The organism is Lysinibacillus sp. NPDC097279, assembly GCF_044761745.1.
Lineage (GTDB): Bacteria > Bacillota > Bacilli > Bacillales_A > Planococcaceae > Lysinibacillus.
Map to the genome: position 1 here is coordinate 55,436 of NZ_JBIWDA010000009.1, position 15,041 is coordinate 70,476.

At 36.1% G+C, this 15,041-nt stretch carries 9 protein-coding genes; 4 read left to right on the plus strand and 5 right to left on the minus strand.

Going from position 1 to position 15,041, the window contains the following annotated elements; translation table 11 throughout:
• From ACIQ1H_RS21635 to ACIQ1H_RS21645, 3 genes are all read left to right on the plus strand, one after another.
• Positions 1-2,403, plus strand: a 2,403-nt coding sequence (locus ACIQ1H_RS21635; protein ID WP_402891900.1) for an InlB B-repeat-containing protein, incomplete at its 5' end; no start/stop codon positions are given.
• 296 nt (positions 2,404-2,699) lie between these two features.
• Complete coding sequence (locus ACIQ1H_RS21640; RefSeq protein WP_402891903.1) at positions 2,700-4,409, plus strand: RTX toxin; 1,710 nt, start codon at positions 2,700-2,702, stop codon at positions 4,407-4,409.
• Between the two features lie 54 nt (positions 4,410-4,463).
• Positions 4,464-6,857, plus strand: coding sequence for an S-layer homology domain-containing protein (locus ACIQ1H_RS21645; RefSeq protein ID WP_402891906.1), 2,394 nt, complete (start codon positions 4,464-4,466; stop codon positions 6,855-6,857).
• A gap of 159 nt (positions 6,858-7,016) precedes the next feature.
• Here the strand turns inward: ACIQ1H_RS21645 and ACIQ1H_RS21650 are convergent, their stop codons facing one another.
• Together ACIQ1H_RS21650 and ACIQ1H_RS21655 are read right to left on the minus strand one after the other, a co-directional pair.
• A complete protein-coding gene (locus tag ACIQ1H_RS21650; protein ID WP_402891908.1) occupies positions 7,017-7,718 on the minus strand; it encodes a response regulator in 702 nt (233 codons plus the stop codon).
• Positions 7,712-10,753: a hybrid sensor histidine kinase/response regulator gene (locus tag ACIQ1H_RS21655; protein ID WP_402891911.1), complete on the minus strand. Its 3,042-nt coding sequence runs from the start codon at positions 10,751-10,753 to the stop codon at positions 7,712-7,714. Before ACIQ1H_RS21655 ends, ACIQ1H_RS21650 begins: the two co-directional genes overlap by 7 nt.
• 271 nt (positions 10,754-11,024) lie before the next feature.
• Here ACIQ1H_RS21655 and ACIQ1H_RS21660 point away from each other — a divergent pair, with 271 nt between their 5' ends.
• Positions 11,025-11,852: a metallophosphoesterase gene (locus ACIQ1H_RS21660; RefSeq protein WP_402891913.1), complete on the plus strand. Its 828-nt coding sequence runs from the start codon at positions 11,025-11,027 to the stop codon at positions 11,850-11,852.
• A gap of 357 nt (positions 11,853-12,209) precedes the next feature.
• Here ACIQ1H_RS21660 and tatC read toward each other — a convergent pair whose 3' ends face one another.
• Genes tatC through ACIQ1H_RS21675 form a run of 3 tightly spaced genes read right to left on the minus strand, consistent with a single transcriptional unit; the run spans position 12,210 to position 15,029 of the window.
• Positions 12,210-13,049 (minus strand): twin-arginine translocase subunit TatC, encoded by an 840-nt coding sequence (tatC, locus tag ACIQ1H_RS21665; RefSeq protein WP_402891916.1) that lies wholly within the window; start codon positions 13,047-13,049, stop codon positions 12,210-12,212.
• A gap of 10 nt (positions 13,050-13,059) precedes the next feature.
• A complete protein-coding gene (gene tatA / locus ACIQ1H_RS21670) occupies positions 13,060-13,263 on the minus strand; it encodes a twin-arginine translocase TatA/TatE family subunit (RefSeq protein ID WP_139860418.1) in 204 nt (67 codons plus the stop codon).
• A 53-nt stretch (positions 13,264-13,316) separates the two neighbouring features.
• Complete coding sequence (locus ACIQ1H_RS21675) at positions 13,317-15,029, minus strand: GMC family oxidoreductase (protein ID WP_402891918.1); 1,713 nt, start codon at positions 15,027-15,029, stop codon at positions 13,317-13,319.
• Positions 15,030-15,041 lie beyond the last annotated feature (12 nt).

Here is a 15,041-nt window from a genome sequence, read left to right on the forward strand (position 1 = left end):
CAAACGGTAGCACATGGCGAAAAGGCGATAGTGCCACCAGCCCCAACAAAAGCAGGCTACACATTTGAAGGCTGGTATACAGATGATGAGGGTACAAATCAATATGATTTTACCAACAATGTCATTACAGCAAATACGGCAATTTACGCGAAGTGGAAACCACTGAAGTATACAGTTAGTTTTGAAGTGAGTGGTGGAAGTGCAGTCCAAAGTCAAACCGTAGCACATGGTGAAAAAGCAACAGTGCCACCAGTACCAACAAAAGCAGGCTACACATTCGAAGGCTGGTATACAGATGATGAGGGTACGAATCAATATGATTTTACCATCAATGTCGTTACAGCGAATACGACACTTTATGCGAAGTGGAAACCAGTTACTTACACAGTGAATTTTGATGTAAATGGCGGAAGTCTAGTCCCAAATCAAACGGTAGCACATGGTGAAAAAGCAACAGTGCCACCAGTACCAGCAAAAGCAGGCTACACATTTGAAGGCTGGTATACAGATGATGAGGGTACAAATCAATATGATTTTACCAACAATGTCATTACAGCAAATACGGCAATTTACGCGAAGTGGGAACCAGTTGGTTACACAGTGAATTTTGAAGTAAATGGTGGAAGTGCAGTACCAAGTCAATCCGTAGCACATGGCAAAAAGGCAACTGTGCCAACAACACCAACAAAAGCAGGCTACACATTTGAAGGCTGGTATACAGATGATGAGGGTACAAATCAATATGATTTTACCGACAATGTCATTACAGCGAATACGACACTTTATGCGAAGTGGAAATCATCGAAGTATACAGTTAATTTTGAAGTGAATGGCGGAAGTCTCGTACCAAGTCAAACGGTAGCACATGGTGAAAAAGTAAGTAAACCAACGTCAGCTCCAACGAAAGCAGGCTACACATTTGAAGGTTGGTACACAAGCAGTACATTAGATAAACTATTTGACTTTAATAGTAGTTCTATAACTCGAAATGTTACTATTTATGCAAAGTGGGTTAGCATTGTATCACCACCTACTAGTAATGGTGGTAACGAAAGCTCTACTCCATCAACAAACACTGAACACATTGTTGTTGATGTCGACGGAGAAAATGGTGTGAATTTAACGAAAACCCCAATTATTCGTACGACGATGCCAGATGGAGTAATTAAAGATCATGTTTCGATGTCGGAGGATATCGCTAAGGAAACAATTGAAAAAGCAAAACAACTAGGTAATGATACTGCTCGTATTATTATTCCTGATGCAAACGATAAAGTTAGTGAAGTTGTCGTTGATATTCCTAAATCTTCATTAGCTCAAATTCATGCAGGAAAAATACAGTTAGAAATTGCTACTATGAATGCTATAATTTCTATTCCCAATGTATCTATGTGGAATTTTAGTAATGATTTATACTTCCGATTGGTTCCTATCAAGTCATTAGAACAGCAACATCAAGTGGAGGAAAGAATACTAAAAGAAGAATTAATTAAAGAAACATTACAAGGCGAAAAAGTAAATTTAATTGGTCGTCCAATGACTATTGAAACGAATATGCAGCATCGCCCAGTAACTTTAACATTGCCATTACCGAAAAATATAACGCAAGAACAACTCGATAATTTGGCTATTTTTATTGAGCATAGCGATGGTACAAAAGAGTTATTACGTGGGAAAGTTGTAGATTATCAAAAAGATATGCTAGGTTTGCAATTTGAGGTTACAAAATTCTCTACCTTCAGCATTCTCTATTTACCAGAGGATGAAAATGTAGAGGAACCAACAACTGACTATGTTACACATACACCTTATATCCAAGGCTATTCAGATGGTACATTCCGACCGAATGCATTTGTAACACGCGCACAGATGGCAAGTATGTTTGCACGCCAACAAACTGGTAATGCGATTCCAAAGTCTAATGCGACATTTACAGATACGGCTCAGCATGATGCAAAAGATGCAATCGAATTTGTGAAGGATGCTGGTTTATTTAACGGTGTTACTAAGACAAGCTTTAATCCGAACGGCTTCATTACACGTGCACAAATGGCAGCAGTTGCAGCTCGTTGGATAGAAAAGCATTGCGTTGACAATCCGAATGCAGATTTTTGTAAAACAACATCAGAAGGTAATACTTTCAAAGATGTTAGTAATAATCATTGGGCTGTTCAGGCGATTGCTACTGTCAATGCATTGGGCATTATGACAGGAACAACAGTAGACACATTTAATCCAGATGGTAATTTAACACGTGCGCAAGCAGTGAAGGTACTAAATCGCTTGTTTGAACGACAAGCGCCAACAGAGCATCAAAACCCAATATTTAAAGACGTCCTAAGTAACCATTGGGCATTTTATGAGATTCAAGAAGCTGCAGTAAAACATACGCATAATAAATAAAGAATTAGAATTAGAAGGCTAGATGAAAGAATTTTAGCCAATGAACATCCCGAATTATATTAAAACACTCTAATTTAGTGTTTTAATAAAGTTCGGGTTTTGTGTTTTATTGTTTAGTAAATTTCAACTATATAACAGAAAAAATAATTTATGTAATAGCCTATATTTTATCAAATAAAGGTTAAGAAAAATTAACTTTTGATATTGTGATATGTCGTAGTTAGGATTTTAGTACTGATATATAATGAGGGATGAGTTATAAGTCATTACATAATTTTTAAAAAGGAGGGGTCACTTTGTATCGAAAAAGAGAATGTCTTATGATAGCCATTTTACTAACTTTAATTTGTAGTTTTTGTGTTCAAGAAAAATCTGCCCATGCAGCTTCTGGTAATCATCCACCTGTTGTTGTAGCTTCTGAAATAATTCCAAAGCAATCAATGACACTTGGACAAGGAAAAATTGTTATTGATTTAAGTAAGTTATTTTATGATGCCGATAACGATCCGTTAATACTTAAAGCTGTTACTGAAACTGTAGGTATTGTAACAGCAAATTTAAATTCAAATTTATTAACGATTGAGGTACTTTCACCTGGGAAGACACGAATAAAGATTAGTGCTGATGATCGAAAGTTAGGGAGAGCGAGCAGTAGTTTTGAAGTAGAAGTCTTACCTAAGTTGAATAACATACCAATAGTTACTCAATTAATAAATAATCAAACTGGGCATGTTGGAGATGCGCCAATACTAGTTGATGCAAGTAATGTTTTTGCTGATGTAGATAATGATATTTTAACGTTGGAAGTTAGTTCTAGCGATGAATCTGTTGCCACAGCTCAATTAAATTCTGAAATGATCACTATCGTACCTGTAGGCATAGGTCAAAGTATCATTTCAGTAAATGCGGATGATGGTAATGGGGGTAGTGAAACTACAACATTTGCTGTTACCGTAACTAGTCTACCGAACCAACCTCCCGTGGTTGCGCAATCAATTAGTAATAAATCAGGAATAGTGAATGATGTCATTACTATAGACGGTAGTGGTATTTTTTCAGACGCAGACAATGACATTCTTACGATAAATGTTAATTCTAGTGATGAATCTATTGCTACAGCTCAAATTAATGGACAAACAATTACTGTTCTGCCGATAGCAGCAGGCGTAAGTACTATTACAGTCCATGCGGATGATGGAAAAGGTGGGCAAGTATCTACAAGTTTTATAGTTACTGTATCTAACCCAACGTTTAATCATGCCCCCATGGTTGCTAAAACAATTAGTAATCAAAGAGCAACAATAGGTGGGAAGCCTTGGGACATTATAGTAAGTGATGTGTTTACAGACGAAGATAACGATAGTTTAACGTTATCTGTAAGTTCTAGTAATAGCGGAGTAGCAACTGCTAGTCTGAATGGTTCCTCTCTTAAAATTACACAAAATGCATTGGGTACAAGCGTAATTACTATTTCAGCAGATGATGGAAAAGGTGGACTAGTATCAACAAGCTTTCTTTTCAGTGTAGAAGCCCCAGGACTTTTTATATCGGATTTTGTGCAAAATGGAGAATATAATGATGTGCTAGAAATATATAATGCAACAATGGTGCCTCTATCAAATTATAAAATAGAAATTCAGCAATATAATCTAATTTTAAAGCAACATAGTATCAAAACAATAAATATACCTTTAGTATATCCAAACACAAACTTTGTATTAATCCATACTTATTTTTATGATTTTTTTGATATTACTACTTCTCAATACTTCAATGATGATTTTATTTTTAGAGATGCCTCTAAAATAACAGTGTCAATGACATTAAAAGACAGTAATGGCATTGTAGTAGATACGGTTGGGGTTAGGGATTCAATTAACCAGATAGTAGAAAGTAGCGGTGGTTATATAAGAGATAAAAGGCTCCAATCTGGATCATCCAATTTTAACAAATCAGAATGGATAGTATTACCTAAAGACGATTATTCTACAATTGGTCACTATTAGAAAGAGAGGGCGATTTTTATTCAATATTCTAAAAGAAAAGTAATAAATTTATGTATGCTAACTATCTTAATAATGATTATGATGCCTGTGACTTTTGTATCTGCAAAAAGTGATTTTGATTCATTTAATACCGCAACTAATAAAGAAGAAATGAAATTAGCAATGACTACAGATTGGAGTGTAGTACATTACTCAGCTCAAGGAAATGAATTATTTCAAAATTTTAAAATAGTAGATCAAAATTATTTGGCAAATAAATTACTAATCGAGCGGCCACAGACAGGGTATACATCTACAAGTGCATTACGACAAGTATATTTAAATGCAGTCGAAAATCGATCCTATCTTATAAATGTTAACGATGCGACAGATGCACTTACGCTATGGACAATTTTTATTGATGATTATCATTTAAATTATAGTAACTTTAATCGCCTAACGATAGAAGAGCAGGATAAAGTCTGTCAGCAAGTGATTATGGCACGTCCTAGTCAAGGTTTTAATTCTATAGAAACTTTACAATCTGTGTTTGACAGTGAAGTTAATGGTATTTTTATTAACAAAGTACAACTTGATAAAGATGCTCTTACTATTCAATATGCTCAAGATGATACTTCAGAAAATGTAACGAAAAATCTTGTTCTACCTATTATTGGAGATAATGGTGCGTCAATCACTTGGTCATCTGACAAGCCAGAGGTTGTCAAAGGGAATGGCGAAGTTATACGCCCTTCGGCAGGCAAAGGAAATGAAAAGGTTACATTGACTGCTAAAATTTTCATCGGTGAATATGTGGAAACTAAAGTCTTCACTATTAATGTAAAAGCATTTTCACTGAGTCATAATGCTTTTTTAAAGGAGTTAACGATTTCATCGGGCAACTTCAATACAGCATTTGATAAGAACACATTGTCTTATACAGCCAAAGTTCCACATATAGTTGATAGTATAAATATTAAAGCTATTGCGGAAGACGATAAAGCAATTGTAACAATAAATAGTAAGGTAAGTACTGAAGCAATAAAGCTAGTAACAGGTATGAATACAATAAAGATTTTAGTGACTGCTGAAGATGGTAGCCCTAGGGAATATACAATTTTGGTTACTAGGGAAAATGCCCCTATTGATAGCGGGGATACAACTGTCTCTGAATCTACAGAAAGTTTTACTGTAAATATAGAGTCAAGTAGTGGAGAAGCTGTCTCTAAAACGACAATTAAACGTATAATTAGTAAAGATGGATCGATGAGAGATGAAGTGATTTTAACAGAAAAAAGTGCATTGGAAACTATTTCTAAGTTAAAAGAAGCAGGATCAGATCAAGCACGTATTGTTATTCCAGATTCACAGGATAAAGTAAAACAGGTCGATATCTCAATACCTAATAATATTGTTAGCCTGTTGAAAAACAATCAATTAAATCTAACTATCCAGGCTTATAATGTAAACATCGATGTGTCAAAAGATTCATTGGCAACATTTAATGATAATTTATATTTCCGCCTAATACCTTTAAATGAACAAAACGAGCAAATAAAAATCGAAGAGCGTGCAAAAAATGAATTGATTGATCAAGATATAACTGGTGGTTCAATTAGTAAGTTAATAGGGCGTCCAATGAAAATTGAGACCAATATGCAAAATCGCCCAGTAACATTAACCTTACCTTTGCCTAATGATTTATCCCAAGAACAGCTTCATAATCTAGCTATTTATATCGAGCATAGCGATGGTACAAAAGAGTTATTACGTGGGACAATTGTAGATTATCAAAAAGATAAGCTAGGCTTGCAATTTGAAGTGCAGAAATTCTCTACATTCTCCATGCTCTATTTGCCAAAGCAGGCTGACGATGTTAAACATACACCATATATTCAAGGCTATGCAGATGGGACATTCCGACCGAATGCATTTGTCACTCGCGCACAAATGGCAAGTATGTTTGCACGACAACTAACAGGCAATACGATTCCAAAGTCTACTGCGACATTTACAGATACGGCTCAGCATGATGCAAAAGATGCGATTGAATTTGTGAAGGAAACAGGTTTATTTAGAGGTGTTACGGAGATAAGCTTTAATCCGAACGGCTTCATTACACGTGCACAAATGGCAGTAGTAGCAGCTCGTTGGATAGAAAAGCAGTGTGCGGCCAATCCAAATGCAGCCAATTGTAAACCACTAACAGAGGACATCATTTTCAAAGATGTGCGTGATAGTCATTGGGCTAGAGAAGCGATTAATACCGTCAATGCATTAGACATTATGACTGGTGTAACAGCAGACACATTTAACCCTGAAGGCTATTTAACACGTGCGCAAGCAGTGAAGGTACTAAATCGCTTATTTGAGCGTCAAGTATCGACAGAAACGGATAGCCCCATATTTAATGATGTGCCAAGTAATCATTGGGCATTTTATGAAATTCAAGAAGCGGCGAAAAAATAAAACGTACTAGAACTAAAGAGAAAACGTGTTAGATTGATGGCCATCAATCTAACACGTTTTTATTGTGCGGTAGTTGTTCGCTACTGCGGATACTTTCCATAAGTTTAGTTGCAAATACATTGACTTATATTAGCAATTCTATAAGAGTCACTGCCTCTGCTACTCAAAGAGAAACAAATAGCCGGAACCTCTTACAGTTACGATTTTAGCTCGATGTCCAGAGATGGACTCCAGTTTTTTTCGCAAATTACTAATATGTACTTTTAAAGCCTGTGTTTGTCCAATACTATCTTCCGCCCAAATGAGCTTATACAGGTCAGAAGGATGGAAAATTTCGCCTGGACGCTGTGCTAAAAAGTACAGTATATGAAATTCCTTAGTGGATAAAATTAAAGCTACCCCATCGATGTAAACTTTTCCTGAGTGAACATGGAAGTGAATATTATCAATGATCTGAACATCCTCATTGCGTATATTTCCGTCTGTTAATTGAATATTTCCCTTCCGTTGTGAAATTCTTTCAATTGTTTTCATTAAGCGAGCTTTGTCGATAGGCTTTAAAATATAATCAATTGCTTGAACGGAAAAGGCATCAATTGCATAGTGCTCATAGGCAGTTACAAAAATAATATCCATTACATGTGTTAAATCTCCTAATTTACTAGCAACATCAATTCCATTCATCTCTGCCATCTCAATATCTAAAAAAAGAATGTCTGGCTTAAGTGTAGGGATGTTTGCTATAGCGTCTAGTGGATTTAGATATGTCCCGATAACATCAATTGCCCCATTATCCTTTAACATAGTCTCTAGTAAATTAATGGCTAAAATCTCATCGTCAACAATGATTGCTTTTAACATTTTTCCACCTCATTTTCATCCGAAAAAAGCGGGAATTTTAGTATGACAGTCGTTCCTTCACCAACAACACTCTCTATATGGAAAGTGGCTTTCTCGTATTTTTTTAAACGTTTAGTAATATTGCGAATTCCGACGCTTTGATGATCGGTTGGTTCTTCCGATAAAACCTTTTCTATTATTTCTTGTGACATTCCTATACCGTTGTCCTTAATTTTAATATCAATCATTTGTTGAACCTTTTTAATAGTCATGGTTACTTTGCCATTTACTCGCTTATTTTTTAAGCCATGAAACAGAGCATTTTCTACTAAAGGCTGAAGGAGCAGAGGGGGAATTAGTATAGTTAAAGGTTCCTCCATCTGAATTTCCCATTCAAGCTGATCTGGATATCTTGTTTGGTGAATATTGACATACGCTTGAATTAACATGAGCTCTTGTTCTAGAGGGATAAGGCTATTTGTATTCTCGAACGAGAAGCTGCTTCTTAAAAATGTAGCAAAATCTGTTATCATAATACGGGCTTTATCCAAGTCTATATAACTTAGCGATAAAATCGAGTTTAAAACATTGTATATAAAATGTGGTTTAATTTGTGCTTGTAAAAACGCAGTTTCCATTTTAATTGCAGTTTCAGCCGATTCCTTTAGTAAAATAAGATTTCGTACTCTTGTCTTCAATTCAGCAGTATCTAATGGTTTATGTAGAAAATCATTCGCCCCAGATTGGAATGCTGCTAGCATATCCTCAGGTCGCAACGCTGCTGTAAGCATTAAAATCGGTAACTCTGCAGAAGAATAGTTTTTCCTAATTTGTTGGCAAACCTCATATCCAGAAAGGTTAGGCATCATAATATCTAATATTAATAAGTCTATATCTGGATGCGCTTGTAATTGTTCAAATACTTGCCGACTATCATCAACAGCGATAATAGAGTAGTTCTCTTTTGCAAGAATATCAATTAGTACTTTAAGGTTAATATGATCATCATCAGCAATCAGTATTTTTTTACCCATTTTTCTTTCAGCAACGTATGGAAATGCTATAGGTAAATAATCTTTTGTTAATGTAATTTTATTTTGTTGCGTATCTTGTTGAACTTTTTTTATTGTTTGCACAGGCAGTTTGACTGAGAAAGTTGTGCCTTGATTGACAACGGAATGGACCGTAATTTCTCCACCGTGCAACTTCACAAGTTCCTTCGTCACATTTAGACCTAAGCCCGTACCTTTACTAGCGTCTTCTAATTGTCTGAATGGTTCAAATATCGACTCTATATGTTCAGGAGCAATGCCTCGACCAGTATCACTTACTTCAATAGTAAGGAATCCTTGCTCTTCGTAGCAGGAAATCTCCACTTTTCCGTGTCTAGTAAATTTAACAGCATTTTCTATTATGTTATAAAGAATTTGACGCAGTCGGTCCTCGTCGGCTACTATAATTTTCCCTCGTTCGATGTAATTGTAAATTTTTACATCCTTATTTTCGATGTACGACAATATTTCGACGATTACATGGGTCACAGAATAAAGATCAACATTTGTAAGACGAAGCTTTAGTTCGCCTTCTTTTAACTTTGAAAAATCCAATATGTCATTAACAAGATGTGATAACTTTTTTGTAATATTAAATATGAGTGATATTTTTTCTTTTTGTTCCATCGTTAATGTGGAACTTTCATTAGACTCTAACATGGAATGAGATATGGCAATCACACCGTGTAACGGAGTACGAAATTCATGAGAAGTTTTTGCGAGAAATTCATCTTTTAATTTATCTACTCGGATTAAAGCATTTGTTAACCTTCCTTTTTCCAAATAAGAATCTGTAAAACGATGTGAAATATAAAGAGAAAGCATCGTTAAACATATAAAAGGGAGCAGGGGAGGTAAAGAGTAAATTTCTAGATTAATATTAAGATTTAACGTTGCTACAACCATATAGATAAGAATAGCCATGGAACTAAGCCATAAATAAATAGCTCCTACTAATCGTTTAAAGATTGCAATCGTTTGAATATAAAGCAAATAAAAGATAATTATTAAAATATAAATAGAATGTGCAGTTTGTAAGTATGAGCTAATGGATATTGGGAGCATTACCGTAGCTAATAATAAAATACCAATGATACAAAGTGCTTTCACAAACTTTTTATGTGAAAATTGCTGTAGGGCATGGTTAAAATACAGCAGCATAAAGATACCTGAGCCGATACTTGAAATGATTTGGACTCTTATTAGGAATTCATAGCTGATAGGTAATAACAACATTAATATTTTTTCCCCATGAGATAAACTGTATAAACCAACCATGAAGCAAAACAATGAAAAATAGAGCTGCTCAATTTCGAGCTTGGCATATAGGTAAGAACCAGCAAAATAAATAAACATTGTAAAAAAAGCAGCAATGGTTATTAAATCGTAGAAAAGTGAACCTTCTCTTAATTTACCAATGCTCTCTTGATCCCCAATAAAAATGGACCCAATAATTCCCCCACCTGATGCATAATCAAAATTAGCTACATGTATGATGAGCTCAAGCTCATTTTTTTTAGGTGAGAAATAAGCAACATACGGCACATTTTGTTGAATATATGCCGAATCTTCAGCAGGTTCTCCACTTTGTCCGATTCGTTTTTCATTTATGTAAATGGCATTCGACATTCGGATATTACCTGTTTTGATGCCCAAAATAGTATCTGTATCATCAATTAATATTTTTAACCGATAGGTACCGCTACCAAGTGTAGAGAAATTTTGGTCGTTAAGCTTGTACTTAGACCATAGAGACGGGACATTTACTGAATAAGAATGATGCGCATTGAATTCAGAATAATTCAATAATTCGTTAGGTATAAAATCCCATTCGCCATCTAAGCTTACAGTATTTTTGTGCAAATCATATTGTCTAAGATCTATAACGCCTGCAACAGCTTTAGGAGCATTTTGGTTTTCATTATTGTGTAAACGGGATGTCAACCCAATTAACACGATACTAATAATGACCATAAAAATAAGTAATAGCTTTTTCATTCCCATTTTGATCTCTCATTCCTAAAATTTAAGGTATTAATATTAACATTTCTTGTTTGTACATAAGTGTGAAATTATACCTATATTATATCATGTGAAAGTTAACTAAGAATAGATGGAATATACATGATTTCCTATAAAAGATAGGTAGGGATTGTTGGATTTTGTGCATTTTATGTAATTAAAGCGCATCTACTTACAATCGCTCTGTTTTTTGCTTATAATAGAAGGGTAAGAAATTTTTCTGAAAAAGTAGCCACAAAGTGAGCGATTGCGATTGAAAAAATTATTATACGTAGTATTTTTTCTTGTTTTTATAGTCATTTTTTTGTACGTAAACAATCACTGGCTGGTTGTAAGTAAGCATGTATATGAATCTGAAAAAGTACCCGTCAGCTTTGATGGACTACGCATAGTACAAATTTCAGATTTACATGATGCACTCTTTGGTAATAACCAACAAAAACTCATTGCAAAGGTTAAGGCAACAAACCCAGATTATATATTTATTACAGGCGATGTTATTGATAGCAATCGTTTTAATTTGGAGCAGAGCTTACAGGCAGTGAGAGGTTTAGTCGAATTAGCGGATGTATATTATGTACTTGGGAACCATGAAGTTGCAACGAATAAGGTTAGTGAAATTTATGAGGCGCTGTCATCGTTAGGTGTACATGTGATGGCCAATGAATCGACCGTATTAGAGCGCAACGGGGAGCGCTTGGCGATTGTTGGTATTGAAGATCCGTTAATGGGTAGATCAACTGAAGAAATGCTGGACATAGCGACAGCTTATATTCCAGAAGACATGCTAAAGCTGTTGCTGGCACATCGACCAGAGGTGTTTAGTACGTATGTAAATCAAGAAATAGATTTAGTATTCTCGGGTCATGCACATGGTGGACAGGTTCGGATTCCTGGTATAGGAGGACTTGTTGCACCAGGACAGGGAATGTTTCCTAAATTCACGGCTGGTGTTTATGAGGAAGGCAAGACCAAAATGATAGTTAGTCGGGGGTTAGGAAATAGTAGCGTACCTTTCCGAATTTTTAACCGACCAGAAATTATTATTATGGATTTAAAGAGAATAAACACTGGGTCTTAGTTGCCCAGTGCTTAGAGACGTTGACAAAAGGCAACAAGAAGTTCACTCTTGATGCCTTTTGTCATTTTTTTATGCTTTGGTGGATGGTCATTATGTGGAATTTTTCTGTAAGCATGTCCAGTTGAATTGGAGCGGAGTGCCGTTGCCCGAAGGCAGGTGTCCGAAGGCAGGTGCCAGGCACGCAAACAATTTACCCTGCATCTCATGAATTTTAAGACTATCCTAGGAAAAAAACCACAAAGATTCCTGCGTCTTACGCCGTGCCCACGGCAAGCATAGTGCCAGGCACGCAAACAATTTACTTTAGTTGATTGAAGCTGGAAACATTCGCCTGCAGCGGAAATCAACTAAAGTTGTTTAGGCAGTGCTTTCTATTTGTTTCCGTTCCATACGCTTTACAAGATGAATACTGATTTCGTATAAAATAATCATCGGTACTAATACGAGTAGCTGACTAATAAAATCAGGTGGGGTAATGACCGCTGAGCCAACCCCCATTGCGATATAGGACCAGCCGCGTATTTTTTTCATGGATTCCGCAGTTAGCACACCAATTGACGATAAAAAGAGTGCAACGATGGGCAACTCAAATAATAATCCAAGTGGCACTGTTGTCATAATTAGAAAATGCATATATTCACTGGCAGATACCATGACATCGAAATTTGCCGCGCCTAAACTTACTAAAAATGAATAGCTAAGTGGATTCACAACAAAATAACCGAATGCTACACCTAATAAAAAGAGTAAAAACATAACTGGTGCGTAGAGCCCGAGAAAGCGGCTTTCCTCTTCCTTTAGGCCAGGTTTTACAAAGCTCCAAAGAAAGTGGACGAGAAAAGGCATAGATAGACCAAATGCCAAAGTAGTGGAAATGGTCATATAAAATTTCACAACCTCTAATGGTCCTAAAATAATGAGTGAATGCCCACGGGTTACATATGGAAACCAAATATTAATGGTAGAAAAGGCGACGATAAAAAATAAAATAAAGACGGCAAGCCCTTTAATAATTTGTTTTCGCAGTTCTGCAATATGCTCGAATATGGAATCTAAAGGGAGAATCGGTTTATCCTCGACAATTGCCTGTTCAATGTTGTTATGAGTAATTTCAACAGGAGCCTCCTGCAACGACGGAGGCTCCTCTAGTTTTTTATCAAGTGGACTTAAATAATTTTTTTCTTCATAAGGATCCATAGGAAACCTCCTACGAAACATCAGATTTTTTTTCTATTTTTTTCGCAGGCTCTTCGTCATCATCCATTAGACCTTTTGTTGACTTTTTGAACTCTGCGAACGTTTTACCAACGGCACCACCGATTTCTGGTAATTTTTTTGGGCCAAAAACGATTAGTACAATAACCAAAATAATAATTAACCCAGGAACGCCAATTGCTCCAAGTCCGCCCATCGCAACTTCCTCCTATAAATATAAATTTTTTGGTGTATTAATAATGACAAAACTTACACTAATGAACCACCAGATTTGCTATATTTCACAATACCTTCTGCACAGCGATATGCTAATGCACCAAGTGTACCTGTTGGATTATAGCCACTATTGTGAGCAAAGCTACCAGAACTTAAAGCGAATAGATTTTCTACATCCCAATGTTGTAGATAATTGTTTACAACGCCCTTGTCAGGTGTTGTGCTCATCACTGTTCCGCCAGTATTATGTGTCGTTTGATAAGGTACAATGTTGTAATCTGTAATTTCCGCATTTGGTACAATAGTTTTTGCGCCCATTTCTTTCATAATGTCAGCAGCACGAGCAGAAATGTATTTATGAAGTGCTCGATCCTGATCAGTGAAGTTGTAGGTTAATTGTAAAAGCGGTAAACCGTACGCATCTTTGTAATTCGAATCAAGTGACAGGAAATTTTCTTTATGTGGCATTGAGGCACCTTGAGCACCAATACCGAACGAACGAGTATAGTAATGAATAGACTGTTTTTTAAATTCCGGTCCCCATGTAGGCGTATCCGGAGGTGTTGGATTCGATCCAATAGGGCGTGCACCTGTTTGAGTAAGTGCGATATTACCACCATGGATAAAATCTAACTCACTATGGTCAAAGTTATCCCCGTTGAAATCATCAATACTCATACCGAGAGAACCTGCACCCATAAATGTGTTGTATTGCTCATCAAAGAAACCAGTTGCTCCAGGTAAAATTTGATAGCAATAATTTCGACCTAACGTTCCCTTGCCTGTTGTTGGATCATACAGTTGACCTATGTTAGAAACCATTAGTAGTTTGGCATTGTTAAAGACATAGCTTGTTAATACGACAATATTCGCAGGTTGGATATATTCCTCTCCAGATATCGTGTCGATATATCTTACGCCAGTTGCTTTGTTGCCTTGTTTTAAAATTTCCACAACGTTTGAGTTGTAACGTAAATCAAAATTCCCAGTTTTTAAAGCAGTAGGCACTACAGTAACTTCCGCTGAAGATTTTGCCCCATATTCACAACCGAAACGCTCACAGAAGCCACAATATTGACAAGCATTAATTGTTTCACCGTCAGGATTTTTATAGACTTCTGATAAGTTAGCAGAAGGGACCATATAAGGTGATAATTTTAGATTTTTGGTTGCTTTCTCAAATTGTTGTAGCATAGGTGTCATTTTCATTGGAGGTGTCGGATAAGCACTAGATCGTTTCCCTGCAAATGGATTTTTATCATCGCCTGAAATACCAGTGGTTTTTTCAAATTTATCAAAGTAAGGCTCTAATTGATCGTAATTTAATGCCCAATCCTGTATTAAATAATCTGGACCTAATTTGTTAGCACCATAACGTTCGTCTGTCATCGTTTTAATTTGAAAATCATACGGTAAAAATCGGAAAGTCATACCGTTCCAGTGCGTACCAGATCCACCAAGCCCCTCACCTAATAAAAAGGACCCAAGTTGACGCATAGGTAAAGCCTGCATCTTACGATTATTACGGAAAGAAACTGTTTCCTTTGACAGATTTTGCATTAAATCATAGCGAATTGCATAGCGATATTCGTCATGAATATTTAAAAAATCCTCAGTGCCTCGTTTTTGTCCGCGTTCTAAACCAACTACTTTTAATCCAGCTTTTGAGCATTCAGCAGCGACAATGCCACCTGTCCACCCAACGCCTACTGTTACAACGTCTACACTTGGTAATGTAGTTACCATTTATAAAACCCC